Source organism: Pseudomonas sp. NBRC 111138, from assembly GCF_001320835.1.
GTDB classification, from domain to species: Bacteria; Pseudomonadota; Gammaproteobacteria; order Pseudomonadales; family Pseudomonadaceae; genus Aquipseudomonas; species Aquipseudomonas paracarnis.
Window position 1 is genome coordinate 35,735 of the sequence record NZ_BCBO01000015.1, and the last position, 17,668, is coordinate 53,402.

Below are 17,668 nucleotides of genomic sequence, written 5' to 3' on the forward strand. Positions count from 1 at the left end.
GGCAGGTCAATCGTGATTGAGCTTTCGGATCAATTCACCCATCTGGTGCTCGCCCCCGCCATCGGCGGCAGCCTCGTCAACTGGACGGTACGCGACACCGGGCAACCGCTGTTGCGGCACAGCGACAAGCACGCGATCAATACCGGGCTGCCGGGCAAGCTAGGCTGCTATCCATTAGCGCCCTGGTCCAACCGCATCGCCCACGGCGGCTTCGACAACCCCGATGGCTGGCTGGCACTGGCACCCAATAGCCTCACTGACCCTTTTCCGATTCACGGTTCGGCCTGGCAGCAGGCATGGCAGGTGACAAGCCAGTCAGAACATGAAGTGGTGTTGGAGCTGCGCTGCGAAACGCCCTTCGCCTATCACGCCCGCCAGCGGTTTCGCTTGAACAGCGGTGAGTTGAATATCCAATTGTGTGTAACTCACTTGGCCGAGCAACCCGCCTGGCATGGGCTGGGCTTGCATCCGTACTTGCCGCGCCGGCCGGGTACGCGGCTGCAGGCCAAGGCTAGGCAAGTGTGGATGAGTGATGCAGCCAAGCTGCCCACAAGGCTGGAACCTGTTACCGAAGCCTGGGATTTCCGGCAACTCAAAGGATTGCCAGAGGGGCTGGTGGACAACGGCTTTTGCGGCTGGGATGGGCACTGCGTGATCGAACAACCGGAGCTTGGCTACTGCCTCGAATGCCAGGCCAGCGGCGCCGATTACTTCCTGCTGTACTGCCCGCCGGGGTTGGAGTTTTTCTGCATCGAGCCGGTGAGCCATCCGGTGAATGCCCATCACCTGGCGGGCAAGCCTGGCCTTAAGCTGCTGGAGCAAGGCCAGTCAACCCACCTGGCATTCAACCTGAAATGCACTCCAAATGCCTGAACTGTAGGAGCGAGCTTGCTCGCGAAAAACTCACAGGCGCCGCGTTCATTCAGAAAACACGCGTTATCGTTGACGTTTTTCGCGAGCAAGCTCGCTCCTACAGTCAGAGGATGCGTCAACGTCAGGGTGGGCTGTTTTTCAGGCGCCCTGCCGTATCGATACTCACCACCACCGACAACCCCGGTCGCAAGCGCTCACTCTCGGCCTGGTCCGGGTCCACGATGATGCGCACCGGCACCCGCTGGGCGATCTTGACGAAGTTGCCGGTGGCGTTGTCCGCCTGCAACAGGCTGAACTCGGAACCAGTGGCCGGGGAAATATGCTGCACCGTGCCATGGAACTTGCGGTGGTTCAGCGCATCCACGGTGAACGTCACCGGCTGGCCGACCTGCACATTGTCCATCTGGGTTTCTTTCATATTGGCAATCACCCACAACTGCTTGGGCACCAGCGCCATCAGTTGCGCGCCGGAATTGACGTAGGCGCCCAGGCGCACGCCGATCTGCCCGAGCTGACCATCCCGTGGTGCCGTGATGCGTGTATTGGACAGGTCAATGCGCGCCAACTCCACCGCCGCCTCGGCACTCGCGACAGCTGCCTCCAGGGAGCCGCGGTTGACGATTACCGTCTGCAAATCCTGGCGGGCGATTTCCAGGCTGGCCTGGGCCTGGGCCACGGCAGCGATGGTCTGTGCGTTGGCCGCACGGGTCACGTCCAGTTCGCGTTTGGACACCGAGCCATCGCTGATCAGTTCTTCATTGCGGCGCAAATCCGCAGTGCTCTTGCGTGCCTGGGCCTGACTGTCGACCAGCGCGGCCTGGCGCAGCTTGATGGTCGCTTCGGCGCTGTTGCGTTGCTGCACCACGTTGGCCAACGAGGCCTTCTGCACCGCCAGTTGCGCCAGGGCCTGGTCGAGGCGTTGCTTGTAGATACGGTCATCCAGGCGCACCAGCAGGTCGCCGGTCTTGACGTACTGGAAGTCCTGCACCGGCACTTCGAACACATAGCCGCTGAGTTGCGGGCCGATAATCGTCACCTGCCCACGCACCAGGGCGTTTTCGGTGGTTTCCACCGCGCTGCTGAACGGCGGCAGTTGCCAGGCGTACAACACGATCAGCACACCGATGATGGCGATGGCGGCAAAGCCCAGGGACGAGATGATCCGCACGCGCAAGGGCCGCAATTGGGTGGGCACCGCGCCCGGTGGCGTGCTGCCTTCCGGCGTGGCGGCAATGGCAGTCGTGGTGGTGGTTGAAGGTTCAGTCATGAAGTCGCGCCGCTGGGTTGAACAGGAGGAGTTGCCTTGGTCGTGCTCATCAGCCACAGGCTGCGGGTGAAGATCCACAGCATGGTCAGGATCGCGATAATCGCGATCAGCATGAAGACATCGTTGTAAGCCATGACGTTCGCCTCACGGGTGGCCGCCGTGGCCAGGCTGCGGATGCCCATGAGGTTGCGCAGTTCCGGGTCAGCGACGATCTTGCCATAGGCCGCCCCACCACTCTGCACCCGCGCCGCCACAAGCGGATCGATCAGGGTCAGGTGCTCGACGATCATGCTCGAATGATACTTCTCGCGCACGATCTGGAAGGTGCCCAGCAACGCCGCGCCGATCAGGCCGCCAAGGTTCTGGCAGATCCCGAACATCACCGAGAAGCTCACCAGGTTGCGCGGGTTGGTCAGTACGTTTTTGGTGCCCAGCACCATGGTCGGCCCCAGGAAGAACGTACCGCCGAAGCCTAGCAGGAACTGGCTGATATAGAGGTTCTGCGGACGGGTCAGGTTGCTGGAAAAACTGTCCATCACCGAACCTGTCGCCATCAGCGCCAGGGAAATGATCAGCGGCATCAGCAAATGCGCCGGGTTGATCGTCAGCGCGCTGACCACCAGCCCGGCAATCGCCCCGGCCAGCATCACCACGTACAGGGTGTGCATCTGCTGGTAGCTCATGTTCAACATCTGCATGAACCCCACCGCACCGGTGGATTGCTCGGACAGCACCATGCGAATCAGCACCACCGCCAACGCCAGGCGGATCATCACGCCGCTGCCCAGCCAGCGCGTCATCAGCATCGGGTTGCTGCGGTTATGCTCGATGGCGAGCCCCGCCATGATCAGCACCAGGGAACAGGCGGAGGCCACGCCGATCCACGGCGCTTCCAGCCACCAATCGATGCGCCCAAGGGACAGCACCGCACAGAGCAACGCCACGCCGCTGGCGAGGATGGCGAAGGTGAGGAAGTCGAGTTTTTCAAAGGTCTTGAAGCGATCGCCCGGCGGCAGCTTGAGCAGGAACACGCAGCCCAGGCAGATCAGCGCCAGGCCCAGTTCGAACAAATACAGCCCGCGCCATTCAGCGATTTGCAGCAAGTCTTCGGAGAACAGCCGCGCCAGGGGCAGCGCCAATTGTGCGGTACCCAGCCCCAACACCAAAGCTTTCAACCGCCACTTGGCCGGGAATGCCTGGATCATGTAGTACAAGCCTAACGAACTCAGCGCCGCACCCACCATGCCATGGGCGGCCCGTACCGCAATCGCCGAACTGAGGTCATTGACGAACAAGTGGCCGAAGGTCACCAGCGCGTAGAGCACCAGGAACACCTCGGTAAACGCGCGCAGGCCGAACTGCTGGCGAAACTTTACCAGCAGCAGGTTCATGCACACGTTGGTCATTACATAGGCGGCGGGCAGCCAGGCCATTTCCGCGGTGGTCGCGCCCAGGGCGCCTTGCAGGTATTGCAGGTTGGCGATGACCAGGGCGTTACCCAAGCCGCCGGTGATTGCCACCAGCACGCCGACCAGCGCGAAAAGCCAGCGCTTACGCGTAGGATGCAGCGGCGTCGACGGCGAGCCAGGCAGGCTCGGCCGCTCGTGGGGTTGCCAGGTGTGGGGGGTGTATTTATCCATTCGGTGACCTTGGTAAGCCGGGGTGCAAGGCCGGTGAATCCGTTACACAGAGGAACAGTAACCTGAGAGGCGTTCATGTTGCCATCTTGAGGACGCAATTGATCGTCAATGGGGCACAGTCAAATGGCGCCCACTGCCCGGCATCATTTGTCTTGCCCCTTCGCCCAGCGCTTGAACTCAGCGATCAGGGTCCGGCTTGATCGCTACATCAGGCACCGGCTTATAGAACGGTCCATAGTCCAGCAGTAGCTCCTCGCCTCTCTTGATGTCCTTGAGCGCCACATAGAACGTCAGGTTTTTCCCGACCGCGATGGACACGACATTGTTGGACATCCACGCAGGCCCCTCGCCCAGTTGCGAGGTATTGATCAGGCTCAAGGTGTTGCCAGTGTGCAGGCCGCTCACCGTCCGGGTACCCGAGCGCGTACCGAACAGGTAAGTCATTACAGCCCGCGAACCTTGCTTGCGCTGCTCCTCGAACAGTGACGCTTCGTCTGCATGGTATTTGCCTGCATAAGGGCCAAGCACTTCATATTGGGGGATATCGCGCCGCGCCCATACCGAAGCGCCGCGAGCCGGCCCCCCATCGTCCAACGGCGTGACCACCTCCAGGGCATCGTCAAATCGAGTCTGATGCTGGCCTTCGGTGCGCAGCCAGTCTTTGATCGACGCCTTGATCTGTGCTGAAACCCTCGCCTTAGTCGGGCTATCAAGCCCATCGAGCACGCCATTCCAGTGGGAGATGCGGATGTCATCGATCGGGCCTTCGAGTGATTGGGTCAAGCTGATTCTGGGGTTCACCGGGTCCTGCAGAATCGGCAGCGTGTTGTCGATCTGATGACGAGGCAATGTCGGGAAATCGCTGGGTTCAACCTTGATCACCACGGGCGGGACTGTCGAAGCGGGGGCTGGGGCCTCCAGGCCTTGCGTTGTGCCGGCGCCGACCTTTGATGGTGGCGGGTCCAAGGGCTCTGATGCGGGGCGTTTTCGTGGACTATCCGTAACCGATTGCCCAGGAACGGGGCGCGGCCCAGTGCCTTGCTGTAACCGTCCCAGACGTTGCGAGGCGTTCGCTGTAAACGAGCCGTCCGCTCTCACGTACTTACTCCAGAGGTCTGGACTAAGCCTGTGCTGTTGCACAAACTGCGCCTGCGTGACGGAGTTGTCTGCGCTCTCGGCAAGCGCTTGCCACTGGCGCAAAAGGTCACCGGTAATCCTGCGATAGGCGCCATCGGTTACATTCTTCATCAGGGCTTCGCCGGCCGCCGACAGGCCACCATCAGGACGGACATACGCTCTGAACGAATGCACACTCAGGTTATGCTGAACGGCGAACCCCTCCATGGTCATGGTCTCACGCGCCTGCTGCGTCAGCTTTTGCCACCTATCGATATGCGTTTCGGTCACCCTGCCCGCCGCCATGTTGGCAGAGCGGTCGCGCACCGTCACACCGGCAGGGCTCAATTTGCCGTCAGGTTGCACGTAATACTCAAAGGTTCTCGGGGATAGATGTTTCTGGCGAGCAAAGCCCCTGCGTGTAAGGCTTCGTTGCTGCGCGGGCGGCAACGCCTCCCACTCGCGCAAATGCCCAGCCGTGATCAACTCCATGCGCGCCCTGGGAACATGGGTGATCGGGCCCAGTGCGGCGCGCTCAAGGCGTTCGCTGGCGGTCTTTTTCAAGGAGCCATCAGCGTTGACCCAGTCTCTCCAAGTGGCTGGATGGAGCCCGTTCTCGCTTGTGAACTGCGCTTGCGTGATCGCATTATTCGGGTCCTCGAAATAGGCTTTCCACTGGCGAAGGTGGTCGTCGGTAATCTTGTTAGGGGCAATACCGACCACCCTGTCCATCAGTTCTCTACCGACCGGCCCCAATGTACCGTCTCGCCGCACATGGGTTTTGAACGAGCCTGGATTAACGTGATAAAGCTCGGCAAACCCCTCGAGCGTCATTTCGTCACGCTCCGTCTGTGGCATGTCTTGCCAATCACGGATATGGGTTTCAGTCACGGTATAAAATGGCGTATTGGGTGCACGGTCGCGCACCGCCACGCCGATAGCGGTCAACTGACCATCTGGTTTTACATAGCGATTGAACACTTTCGGGTGCAGATGTTGCTGCCGGGCGAAGCCTGCGGGGGTAAGGCTTTGCTGCTGCTCCAATGATAACGCCTGCCAAGCGCGCAAATGATCGGCCATGGGGGTCTGGGCCTGAACAGCGGACGCCCGTGCGGCGCTTTGCAGTGCGCGTTCCAGACGCTGCGCGCCCGCCCCCTTCAATGAGCCATCCGCGTTGACGTACTGCGCCCAGCTACGTTGGCTGAGCCCGTGCTGGCTCACGAACTGCGCTGACGTCAATGAGTTGCCTGGTTGCCTGAAAAGCTCATCCCACTGGCGTAAATGATCATCGGTAATCTGGTTACTTTTGGTGGGAACAGAGGAGTTGATCAGCGTTTCCCCGCGGGTCATCAGGGTACCGTCCTTGCGCGCATACGTTTTGAACGTACCCGGCCGAAGGTTATGAAGAACAGCAAACCCCTCCTGGGTCATTTCGTCACGCTGCGCCTGGGTCATGTTTTTCCAATCACGCACATGCGTTTCGGTCACCTTTGCGGTGAATGCGTTGGCAGGGCGATCACGCACGAGCACGCCGCTATCGGTTAACTGACCGTCTGGCTTTACGAAAAACTCAAAGGTTTTCTGTGTGAGTTTATTCTGCTTGGCAAAGCCCTTTCGGGTCAGCCTTATCTGCTCCTGCGGCGACAAGGCCTCCCAGGCCTTCAAGTGCTCAGCAGTGATCTGCCCGCCGCCGGGTGCCCCCAGGCGTTGCCATTCGTCGCCCTGTACATGCTGGACCAACAACTCGGTTTGCCGGTTGTTGTGATAAACCCGGGCCTGCACGGTGCCGTCTTCCGTGCGCGACACCTGGCGCACCTCATACACCGCTGTGTCACCGTTGCTGTCGGTATGGCGTATGTGCGAGGAGTGCCCATCGGCTGCCACATATACGCCCTGGCTGTTGCGTGTGAGCCCTGCGATTTTGGATTCAGGCACTTTGAAGTGCCCGAACAGCTCATGGCTCAGCTCACTTGGCCCATCGAAGCTTGCAGTGTCCACCTCACCGTCGACAGCCTGGGTTGCGGCCTTGAACTCATCGAGCGGGCCGCCATAAGGCCGCATCGCGTCGGCATCGAATGCATACCACTTGCCACCCTTGAGCACCGCGGCCCCCTCCACCGTCTGGCCTGCCACCTTCACGGTGCCCGTTGCGGCGGCTTCGTACTGTTTGCTGATCGCCTTCAACACGTCATAACTGCCGGTGGCGCCCCTGAGCTTGTTGACGGCCTTGACGCCTTTGGACAATACATAGAGACCAGCGCTACCCACCAACCTGGGCAAATCGCCCACCCCGCCGACGGGGTTGAGTACGTCAATGGCCGCCACGCCGATGACCTTCACCGCCCGCAATGCCTTGGCCCCGGCAGACAACGCAGAACGGCCGACCTTGAGCAACTTTCCTGCGGTGGAGGTGCCGGCGGTAAGAAAACCGAATACATCCAGCAAGAGGTCAAAAGCACCCGCGCCATACTGCCCGTTCTGAAAATTGACAATGGCGGACCTGAACGGGATCAGGTTCAACAAAAACTCGCTCAGCTGTGTGTTCGCCTTGTCCAAGGCGGTTTGCCCACGGGCCTGCTGTTTGATAGCGGGATCGTCGAGGTCCAAGTGTTCGACAAACGCCGTGGCAATCCCATGGGATCGAGCGCTGGTAAAGCTATCCCAAGGCGCGTTATTCAGCGGTCGCTCACGTCCCAGATCATCGGCTTTATGGCTGGGCGTGAATACTTTGGTCGTCGAAACCTTGTTGCCATCCCTGTCTTCCTTAACCTTTGTACTGTAAAGGCTCGTCTTTTCAATCGTGCCTTTGTTGAAGTCGATGACGTAGGCGTGCGACGTGCCTTGCAGCTCGGTCTTGACCAGCAGCCCTGGTTCATTTTGAGCATACGTATTATTGAAATGCCCATCCATGACGTATGAGCCTTCCTGGAAAAAACTGACCTTTCCAAACTCGAAATGCTTGCGATCCTGTAAGGGCAGTTGCGAGATCATGTGCCTGACCGTTGTATTGACGGCGGCCTTTTTTTCCTCCATTGCACGGCTGAACTGCCGTTCGAATTCTGCCGGCACGCCAAATTGCCGATTGGCGTTCAAACTCGTTAGTACCCTTTGCAGGTCGTTGCCCTTGAGTGAGCTGCTGGGTTCGTGCGCCTTGAAAGGCCGGGACTCCAGCCAGTCGTCCATGGCGACATCCAAGAGCGAAATACCTCCCCCTTCAATCTTCACGTAGTGCTGATCGACAGCAAATACTTTCTCCTCGAAAAACGCGCCAAGGTCGCCAAATCGCTCCTTGAGCTTGGTCAGGGCGATCTCTTTTCGCGTGGGCAATGCCTTATCCAGTGCATGGGAGGCAGTGAGCCGGGTGTCCATCTGCGCGTTGAATGCGGCCCTTGCCGATTCAAGTTGCGCGGGTGGATAGTCGCCATTCTGTCTTTTTGTGAGAACGCCACTGGCCACGGCCCAGTCCAGCAATGCCACCGTCTCTGCCGCTTGGGTAACTCCTGGGTCAACCCGCCGTGCTTCTTGCGCCTCGCTCATGACCTGGGCAAACGTCATGCCGGGGACTTTGCCCGGCGTCTGCGCCTCAATCGTCATCGCAGCAATCGCCAGGCTGGCCCATGCCTGGCTGCCGACTTTCACCGTCGCAGGAATGTCTTTGATCAGAAACTGCGGCGCCGACTTGGCCAGCAACAGGTACGCGCCGACACTTGCCAGTGCAGCGCTGGTTTTGCCAGTACGACTCAAATGTTCGGCCAAGCCAGCCACTACCGTGGCTGCGTGGTGTCCCCCATGCGTGTCACCGCCCAGATCAAACCCGGCGACGCTGTTGCAATCGGGTGCGGTGATCGACTCAGGGTCCATCTGCAGTGCGATAGCGGCCAGTAGGTAATCGCTCGCGCTGCTTTCGCTGTCAATGCCCTGCATTGTTTGCTGCAGCGCGTTGCCCATCCGTTGCCCTTGCGGGGAATTGACCAGCGCTTCGAGTATTTTGGCCGGGTCGCTCCCCACTTCTGCCGGCAGCGGCTGGCGATACCGCAGAAACTCCAGTACGCCACCCTTGGTTTGCATCACCAGCGGTTGGTCGCCCAAAGGGTGTGCGTAATTCATCGTCGCAAGGCGCAAGCGCCGCTGCTCGTCTGCACTCAAGGGATTTGGCCAGGATAATGCCCCGCCCAAATGGCCCAGTGAGAAGACAGGACTGTTGGGCAATGGCAAATTCTGGCTGGGACGCTGGGGCGTCAACGACGGTTCAAGGTCATCGGCCACAAGCGGTGGCCGTTTTTCAGCTGCTGCCAAGGGAAGCGAAAAATGCGTATGTGCTGCGGTAATTGTCATAAAGCGCCTGTGCATAGTCGAAGAATCATCCAGGCAAAAGCGCGTTTCGGCGCTTGCGGCCGTTCACTGAGTGTCAGCGCTCAATGAGGAGGTTCCTGACCAAGTACAAGATTTCGTGACAGCGCACAGGTACAGCGTCAGAGCAACGCGCTGGCTAGCATCCCAATCGCCACCAACCCACACAGGCTGGCGAACCCCACTTGCAACACCCGCGCGGGGATCACCGAACACAACCGCCTTCCCGCCAACATGCCGACGACGCTCGCACCAATAAACACCCAGCCCACCGGCTCGATGCTCACGCCCGCATGAAACGCACCGGCCACGCCGATCAGCGACAGCAGGCTGACCACCATTAACGACGTGGCGACGATCCCGCGCATCTGCACGTCGGTCAGTTGCTTGAACGCCGGCACGATCAGGAAGCCGCCGCCCACGCCCAGCAAACCTGAAACGGCGCCGGTCACCGCTCCCAACGCCGCCAGGGTGGCGCTGCATTTGGCGGTCCAGGCCAGGCGACCGGTCTGCTGGTTGAGCATGCAGTTTTTCTGGCCCCACGACGCCGCACCATGGTCACTCGGCCCAGCCTCGCGCTTTTCCCGTTGCAGCATGCGCCAGGCCACCAGCACCATCAGCGCACTGAACAGCCCCATTAGCACCGGTTCCGACAGTTGGTGGGCGACAAACACGCCCAACGGCGAAAACAGCGCGCCGAGCAAGGCGATCAGTAACGCCGCACGGTAACGCACCAAGCCATGACGCAAGCCATCAATGGCACCCACCGCTGCCGCTGCGCCCACCGCCAGCAACGACACCGGCGCTGCCTGGGTCATGGTCAAGCCCAGCCCCAGCACCAGCGCCGGCACCCCAAGGATGCCGCCGCCCGCGCCAGTCAGGCCCATGACCAGGCCCATCAATACACCTAACACACTGGCCAGCAGCATTCAGTCCACCTTGCTCAGACGGGTCAGCCACTCGCGGCCCTTGAGCATGCCATTCCAGTAGAACCACGGCAGCAGCGTGGCCTTGAGGAACCACATCGAACGGCGTGCCTGCGTGGGATCAAGGGGAAAGGTCGGCAGCAACTTGCCGCCATAGCCGAACTCGGCCAGCACCACCTTGCCCTTCTCCACCGTCAGTGGGCAGGAACCATAGCCGTCATATTTGAGCGGCAAAGGTGCCTGCTTGCGCAGGGCCAGCAGGTTTTCGGCCACCACCACAATTTGCTTGCGCACCGCTGCCGCTGTCTTGGCGTTGGTGGTGCCGCACACATCGCCCAGGCCGAAGATATGCGGGTAGCGCAGGTGTTGCAGGCTATGGGGGTTCACTTCGCACCAGCCGGCGGCGTCGGCCAGCGGGCTCTGGCGGATAAAGTCCGGGGATAACTGCGGCGGTACGACGTGGAGCATGTCGAAGGTTTTCTCTTCGACCGTCGCGTTGCCTTCGGCGTCTTTGACTTCAAACCAGGCTTTGCGCGCCGGGCCGTCGACTTTCACCAGGTTGGAGTTGAACGCCAGGCGAGCGTTGTATTTTTCGACGTACTTCATCAGCGGCGGCACAAAGGTTGGCACACCGAACAACGCCGCACCGGCCAGGTTGAACTCGACGTCGATGTGTTTGAGGTCGCCCTGCTTGAGCCAGTGGTCGCAGGACAGGTACATGGCTTTTTGCGGCGCGCCGGCACATTTGATCGGCATCGCCGGCTGGGTGAACAACGCCTTGCCACCCTTGAGCTGCTGCACCAACTGCCAGGTGTACGCGGCATGCTCGTAGCTGTAGTTGGACGTGACACCGTGCTGGCCAAGGGTGTCTTGCAGGCCTTCGATTTTTTCCCAGGCCAGGCGCAGGCCAGGGCAGACGATAAGGTTCTTCCAGGTGACGCGCTGGCCGCTGTCGAGCACCAGGGTGTTTTCATCGGGCAACAGTTCGCTGACGGCGGCCTGCACCCAGCTGACGCCATTGGGCAGCACATCGGCCAGGGGCCGGCGGGTCTTGTGCAGGTCGTAGGCGCCGCCGCCGACCAGGGTCCAGGCCGGTTGGTAGCAGTGGTAGTCGTTGGGTTCAATCAGGATGATGTTCAGTTGCGGGTCACGCTTGAGCAGGCTGGCCAGCAGGCCGATGCCTGCCGAGCCGCCGCCGATGACTACGATATCGCCACTGATGGTGGGTCCCCAGTGTTGTTCGGTCATTGTCTACTGCCTTTTTGAGTCAATGCACACAAGGGTCGCTGCCGGATGGCGTCACGCCCAGCTTTTTATGACCGCGCCGCAATACAGCCCGGACAGGGTTTTCATCACTTGAATCACTTCGTGGCTGGCCAGCCCGTAGAAAATGTATTTGCCTTCCCGACGGGTGGCGACCAGCCCTTCATCGCGCAGGATGCCCAACTGTTGTGACAGGGTGGGCTGGCGTACGCCGGTCAGGGCTTCCAGCTCGCCGACGTTGCGCTCGCCCTGGGTCAACTGGCACAGGATCAACAAGCGATCTTCGTTGGCCAGGGCCTTGAGCAAGGCACAGGCCTTGGACGCCGATGCACGCAACTGGGCGACCTCGCCCTCACTCAACGTAGATTCCATTTGCCTCGGGTCCTTTATGTCACTTAAGCTCAAAACATTATGTGTAAACGTAAACTGATTGTAACCACTTTTTTCTTCAGCAGAGACAGCCGCCATGCCAGCGTTGATTCAAGCCTTTCTGGATGACGCATCGTCGACCTACACCTATATCGTCTATGAGGCCGATGGCGGCCCCTGCGCCATCGTCGACTCGGTGCTCAATTACGACCCGGCTTCGGGGCGCACCGATACGGCACAAGCCGACAAGGTGATTGCCTTTGTGCGCGAGCATGGCCTGCACGTGCAGTGGCTGCTGGAAACCCACGCCCATGCCGACCACCTGTCCGCCGCGCCCTACCTGCGCCGCACCTTGGGCGGCAAGATCGCGATAGGCGAATCGATCAGCAAGGTGCAGGGCGTGTTCAAGAACCTGTTCAACCTGGAGCCGGAATTTCGCGTGGACGGCTCGCAGTTCGATCACCTGTTTGCGCCGGATGAAGTCTTTCATATCGGCAACTTGAAGGCCCAGGCGTTGCATGTGCCTGGACACACCCCCGCCGACATGGCCTATTTGATCGACGGCCGCTTGATCCTGGTGGGCGACACCCTGTTCATGCCCGACGTCGGCACCGCGCGCTGCGACTTCCCCGGCGGCGATGCGCGGCAGTTGTACGCATCGATGCGCAAGCTGTTGGCGTTCCCTTCGGACACCAAGTTGTACGTGTGTCATGACTACCCGCCCGAGGGTCGAGAAGCCAAATGCCAGACCACCGTGGCGGAACAGCGGGCGGGCAATATCCATGTGCATGACGGCGTGGATGAAGCGGCGTTTGTAGAGATGCGCACCCAGCGTGATGCCGGGTTGGGAATGCCGACCTTGTTGCTGCCGGCGATCCAGGTGAATGTGCGGGCGGGGAATATGCCGCCGGCGGAAGAGAACGGCGTGACGTACCTGAAAATCCCCCTCAACCAACTTTAGAAGCACCGATCCCCTGTGGGAGCTGGCTGCGATAGCGGTGGGTCAGTTGGCCCATTCGCCCGATATACAGCTCTATAACGACCAACAGTAACCACGATGCGAAGCGAGCCGCTCTTGCTCTTGCTCTTGCTCTTGCTCTTGCTCTTGCTCTTGCTCTTGCTCTGCTTGTGATCTTGATCTCAGGCGCCCCGTTAAACCACGCTGGCCGGAATTCGACAGGGATTTGGGGGGTAAACCGGCAGGGATGCCGGTTTAGCCGCCCCGCGCCATGGATGGCGCGTGGCGGCGGCCCCCCAAATCACTGGCGGATTACGGGCACACCGAGCCCAAGCGAGGTGCCGAGTGGTGGGGCAAGAGCGTTTTGCTTACTTTTGGGCTCTTTTCAAAAGTAAGCCGCTGTAAAAGCGGAACCCTAAGTGGCCGTTACCGCAGGAATGGATATGTACACAATCCAGCTACGTTGACTGTGAGGCCGTCTTCGCAGGCAAGCCAGCTCCCACAGTTGGATCGTTAGGGTGTCAGGTAGGTAATCGTCGGCTGTCAGGCCGCCATCGCAGGCAAGCCAGCTCCCACAGTTGGATCGTTGGGTGTCAGGTAGATTGGCGTCGGCTGGCAGGCCGTCATCCCAGGCAAGCCCCACATTGTTCCGCGTTGAATCAGGAACCGAGGCTGATGCCGTTGGCCGGCAACGGCAGCGCGGTTTTGTAGCGCACTTGCTTCAAGGCAAAGCTGGAGCGAATGTTCGCCACCCCCGGCACCTTGGTCAGAAAGTCCATCATGAAACGCTCCAGCGACTGGATCGTCGGCACCAACACGCGGATCAAATAGTCCGGGTCGCCGGCCATCAGGTAGCACTCCATCACCTCAGGCCGATCCGAGATCGCCCCTTCGAATTGCTGCAGCGCCAGCTCGTTCTGTTTTTCCAGGCTCACGTGGATGAACACATTGACGTGCAGCCCCAGCAGATCAGCATCCAGCAGCGTGACCTGCTCACGAATCAGCCCCAGTTCTTCCATCGCCTTGACCCGGTTGAAACACGGAGTGGGCGACAGGTTGACCGAGCGGGCCAGGTCGGCATTGGTGATCCGGGCATTCTCCTGCAGGGCGTTGAGAATGCCGATATCGGTACGGTCCAGTTTGCGCATGAGACAAAATCACCTGTTTATTATGTTTATGCAGTTTTTTTATCCGCAAATGGCCGGCGACGCAATGAAACAGAGATAAATATTCTTCTACGCCACGCCTATGATTGTTGTAGGACAAGATTTCTTCTACCCGAAGACTGACTGTCAGCTAGCGCGCCCACTACAAGAAATTCACAAGATAGAGCGTAGAAAGCCATGACCCAGCCGTATGCACCGCTGCGCCTGCACGTTCCCGAACCCTCGGGCCGCCCAGGCTGCAAGACCGACTTCACCTACCTGCGTTTGACCGACGCCGGCCTGGTACGCAAACCCGCCATCGACGTAGAACCGGCCGACACCGCCGACCTGGCCAAGGGCCTGATCCGCGTGCTCGACGATCAGGGCCAGGCCCTGGGCCCGTGGGCCGAAGGCGTCTCCACCGAGATCATGCGCAAAGGCATGCGCGCCATGCTCAAGACGCGCATTTTCGACAACCGCATGGTGGTCGCCCAGCGTCAGAAAAAAATGTCGTTCTACATGCAAAGCCTTGGCGAAGAAGCCATCGGCAGCGCCCAGGCCCTGGCCTTGAATATCGACGACATGTGCTTCCCCACCTATCGCCAGCAAAGCATCCTGATGGCCCGCGAGGTGCCGCTGGTGGACCTGATCTGCCAACTGCTGTCCAACGAGCGCGACCCGCTCAAGGGCCGCCAATTGCCGATCATGTATTCGGTCAAGGAGGCGGGCTTCTTCACTATTTCCGGCAACCTTGCCACCCAATTCGTGCAGGGCGTGGGTTGGGGCATGGCCTCGGCGATCAAGGGCGATACCAAGATCGCCTCGGCCTGGATCGGCGACGGCGCCACTGCTGAATCGGACTTCCACACCGCCCTCACCTTCGCCCACGTGTACCGCGCGCCAGTGATCCTCAACGTGGTCAACAACCAGTGGGCGATTTCCACCTTCCAGGCCATCGCTGGCGGTGAAGCCACCACCTTCGCCGGACGCGGCGTCGGGTGCGGCATCGCTTCCCTGCGCGTGGACGGCAATGACTTTATCGCCGTGTACGCCGCCTCGGCCTGGGCCGCCGAACGTGCGCGCCGTAACCTGGGGCCCACCCTGATCGAGTGGGTCACCTACCGCGCCGGCCCGCATTCCACCTCCGATGACCCATCCAAGTACCGTCCCGCCGACGACTGGAGCCACTTCCCCCTGGGCGACCCGATTGCCCGCCTCAAGCAGCACCTGATCAAGATTGGCCAGTGGTCCGAAGAGGAACACGCGGCGGTTAGTGCAGAACTTGAAGCCGAAGTGGTCAAGGCGCAGAAAGAAGCCGAACAGTACGGCACCCTGGCCGGTGGCCAGATTCCAAGCGCCGCGACCATGTTCGAGGATGTCTATAAAGAGATGCCGGAGCACTTGAAGCGCCAGCGTCAAGAGTTGGGGGTGTGACATGAACGACCACAACAACAGCATCGAACTGGAAACCGCCATGACCACCACCACCATGACCATGATCCAGGCCCTGCGCTCGGCCATGGATGTGATGCTTGAGCGTGACGACAACGTGGTGGTGTTCGGCCAGGACGTCGGCTACTTCGGCGGCGTGTTCCGTTGCACCGAAGGCTTGCAGACCAAGTACGGTAGCTCGCGGGTGTTTGACGCGCCGATCTCGGAAAGCGGCATCGTCGGCGTGGCCGTGGGCATGGGCGCTTACGGCCTGCGCCCGGTAGCGGAAATCCAGTTCGCCGACTACGTCTACCCCGCCACCGACCAGATCATTTCCGAAGCGGCACGCCTGCGTTATCGCTCGGCCGGCCAGTTCACTGCGCCCTTGACCATGCGCATGCCCTGCGGCGGCGGCATCTATGGCGGCCAGACCCACAGCCAGAGTATCGAAGCGGTGTTCACCCAGGTCTGCGGCCTGCGCACGGTGATGCCGTCCAACCCCTATGACGCCAAGGGCCTGCTGATCGCCTCCATCGAGAACGATGACCCGGTAATCTTCCTGGAGCCCAAGCGCCTGTACAACGGCCCGTTCGACGGCCACCACGACCGCCCGGTAACGCCGTGGTCCAAACACCCCCAAGCCCAGGTGCCGGACGGTTACTACACCGTGCCCCTGGACGTAGCCGCCATCGTGCGCCCAGGCTCGGCCGTGACCGTGCTGACCTATGGCACCACCGTGTATGTGTCGCAAGTCGCCGCTGAAGAAACCGGCATCGACGCCGAGGTCATTGACCTGCGCAGCCTGTGGCCGCTGGACCTGGAGACCATCGTCAAGTCGGTGAAAAAGACCGGCCGTTGCGTGGTGGTGCATGAAGCCACGCGCACCTGCGGCTTTGGTGCCGAGTTGGTCTCGCTGGTGCAAGAGCATTGCTTCCACCACCTGGAAGCGCCGATCGAACGCGTCACTGGTTGGGACACTCCCTACCCGCACGCGCAGGAGTGGGCGTATTTCCCAGGGCCGTCCCGAGTGGGCGCGGCGTTGAAACGGGTCATGGAGGTCTGAATGGGCACGCACGTTATCAAGATGCCGGACATTGGCGAAGGCATCGCGGAAGTTGAATTATCGGTATGGCATGTAAAGGTCGGCGACCTGGTGGTTGAAGACCAGGTGCTGGCGGATGTGATGACCGACAAGGCGATGGTGGATATTCCCTCGCCGGTCCACGGCAAGGTGATTTCCCTCGGCGGCGAGCCGGGTGAGGTCATGGCAGTGGGCAGCATTTTGATCAGCATTGAAGTGGAAGGCGCAGGCAATACCAAGGATATGCCGGAGGTTGCCGAGCCGGCGAAGGCCGCGCCACCTGTGGCCGAAGCCAAACCGGTACAGGCGCCGGTAGAAAGCAAGCCCGCTGCAGTAGTGAAAGCGCCGCAAGCGCCCGTGGCCCGTGAAGCCAGCGAACGCCCGTTGGCCTCGCCTGCCGTGCGCAAACACGCGCTGGATGCCGGGATTCAACTGCGCCTGGTCCAGGGCACAGGGCCTGCGGGCCGGATTCTGCATGAAGACCTGGAGGCTTACTTGCGCCAGGGCCCGACAACGGGCGCCAGCGCCGCCAACCCGTATGCCGAGCGCACTGACGAACACCAGATCCCGGTGATCGGCATGCGCCGCAAGATCGCCCAGCGCATGCAGGACGCCACCCGCCGCGCCGCGCATTTCAGCTACGTGGAAGAGATCGACGTCACCTCCCTCGACGAGTTGCGCGTGCACCTCAACGAGAAGCACGGTGCGACACGCGGCAAGCTGACCCTGCTGCCGTTTATCGTGCGGGCCATGGTGGTAGCCTTGCGCGACTTCCCGCAGATCAATGCGCGTTACGACGACGAAGCCCAGGTCATCACTCGCCTTGGTGCCGTGCACGTGGGCGTCGCCACCCAGAGCGACGTGGGCCTGATGGTGCCGGTGGTGCGCCACGCCGAAGCCCGCAGCCTGTGGGGCACTGCCGAAGAAATCGCGCGTTTGGCCAATGCCGCACGCACAGGCAAGGCCAGCCGTGAAGAGCTGTCCGGTTCGACCATTACCCTGACCAGCCTTGGCGCCCTGGGCGGCATCGTCAGTACGCCAGTGCTGAACCTGCCGGAAGTGGCCATCGTCGGCGTCAACCGCATCGTTGAGCGGCCGATGGTGATCAAGGGCCAGATTGTGGTGCGCAAGATGATGAACCTCTCCAGCTCTTTCGATCACCGCGTGGTCGATGGCATGGACGCGGCGCAATTCATCCAGGCCATTCGCGGCCTGCTCGAACAACCCGCCAGCCTGTTCCTGGAGTAAG

The 17,668-nt window shown here is 60.9% G+C and carries 12 protein-coding genes; 5 read left to right on the plus strand and 7 right to left on the minus strand.

Annotation, left to right across the window (positions count from 1 at the left end):
• Window positions 1–12 precede the first annotated feature (12 nt).
• Complete coding sequence (locus tag APH41_RS03295) at window positions 13–873, plus strand: aldose 1-epimerase (RefSeq protein ID WP_054898248.1); 861 nt, start codon at window positions 13–15, stop codon at window positions 871–873.
• 121 nt (window positions 874–994) lie between these two features.
• Here the strand turns inward: APH41_RS03295 and APH41_RS03300 are convergent, their stop codons facing one another.
• The 6 genes from APH41_RS03300 to APH41_RS03325 all read right to left on the minus strand — a co-directional run bounded on the left by APH41_RS03300 (window position 995) and on the right by APH41_RS03325 (window position 11,807).
• Window positions 995–2,140 (minus strand): HlyD family secretion protein, encoded by a 1,146-nt coding sequence (locus tag APH41_RS03300; RefSeq protein ID WP_054917397.1) that lies wholly within the window; start codon window positions 2,138–2,140, stop codon window positions 995–997.
• Window positions 2,137–3,780, minus strand: a complete 1,644-nt coding sequence (locus APH41_RS03305; protein WP_054917398.1) for an MFS transporter — start codon at window positions 3,778–3,780, stop codon at window positions 2,137–2,139. Before APH41_RS03305 ends, APH41_RS03300 begins: the two co-directional genes overlap by 4 nt.
• Window positions 3,781–3,957: 177 nt before the next feature.
• Window positions 3,958–9,231, minus strand: a complete 5,274-nt coding sequence (locus APH41_RS03310; protein ID WP_054917399.1) for an SET domain-containing protein-lysine N-methyltransferase — start codon at window positions 9,229–9,231, stop codon at window positions 3,958–3,960.
• 137 nt (window positions 9,232–9,368) lie between these two features.
• Entirely contained in the window at window positions 9,369–10,175 is an 807-nt protein-coding gene (locus APH41_RS03315; RefSeq protein ID WP_054917402.1) for a sulfite exporter TauE/SafE family protein, read from the minus strand.
• On the minus strand, window positions 10,176–11,420 hold the full coding sequence (locus APH41_RS03320) for an FAD/NAD(P)-binding oxidoreductase (RefSeq protein ID WP_054917406.1): 1,245 nt from the start codon (window positions 11,418–11,420) through the stop codon (window positions 10,176–10,178).
• 51 nt (window positions 11,421–11,471) lie between these two features.
• Window positions 11,472–11,807 (minus strand): helix-turn-helix transcriptional regulator, encoded by a 336-nt coding sequence (locus tag APH41_RS03325; protein ID WP_003174875.1) that lies wholly within the window; start codon window positions 11,805–11,807, stop codon window positions 11,472–11,474.
• A 94-nt stretch (window positions 11,808–11,901) separates the two neighbouring features.
• Here APH41_RS03325 and APH41_RS03330 point away from each other — a divergent pair, with 94 nt between their 5' ends.
• Window positions 11,902–12,765 (plus strand): MBL fold metallo-hydrolase, encoded by an 864-nt coding sequence (locus APH41_RS03330; protein ID WP_054917412.1) that lies wholly within the window; start codon window positions 11,902–11,904, stop codon window positions 12,763–12,765.
• Window positions 12,766–13,421: 656 nt separating this feature from the next.
• Here the strand turns inward: APH41_RS03330 and bkdR are convergent.
• The gene (gene bkdR, locus APH41_RS03335) at window positions 13,422–13,910 is read right to left on the minus strand and encodes a Bkd operon transcriptional regulator BkdR (protein ID WP_003174877.1); all 489 of its coding nucleotides are present in this window, start codon (window positions 13,908–13,910) and stop codon (window positions 13,422–13,424) included.
• A gap of 195 nt (window positions 13,911–14,105) precedes the next feature.
• Between bkdR and APH41_RS03340 the strand changes: the two genes are divergently transcribed.
• From APH41_RS03340 to APH41_RS03350, 3 genes are read left to right on the plus strand one after another with little or no spacing between them, the layout of a single operon-like run.
• Window positions 14,106–15,341 (plus strand): 3-methyl-2-oxobutanoate dehydrogenase (2-methylpropanoyl-transferring) subunit alpha, encoded by a 1,236-nt coding sequence (locus APH41_RS03340; RefSeq protein ID WP_054898243.1) that lies wholly within the window; start codon window positions 14,106–14,108, stop codon window positions 15,339–15,341.
• A gap of 1 nt (window position 15,342) precedes the next feature.
• Window positions 15,343–16,401, plus strand: a complete 1,059-nt coding sequence (locus APH41_RS03345; protein ID WP_005789444.1) for an alpha-ketoacid dehydrogenase subunit beta — start codon at window positions 15,343–15,345, stop codon at window positions 16,399–16,401.
• A complete protein-coding gene (locus APH41_RS03350; protein ID WP_054917414.1) occupies window positions 16,402–17,667 on the plus strand; it encodes a dihydrolipoamide acetyltransferase family protein in 1,266 nt (421 codons plus the stop codon). It begins immediately after the preceding gene.
• The last annotated feature ends 1 nt before the right edge of the window (window position 17,668 follow it).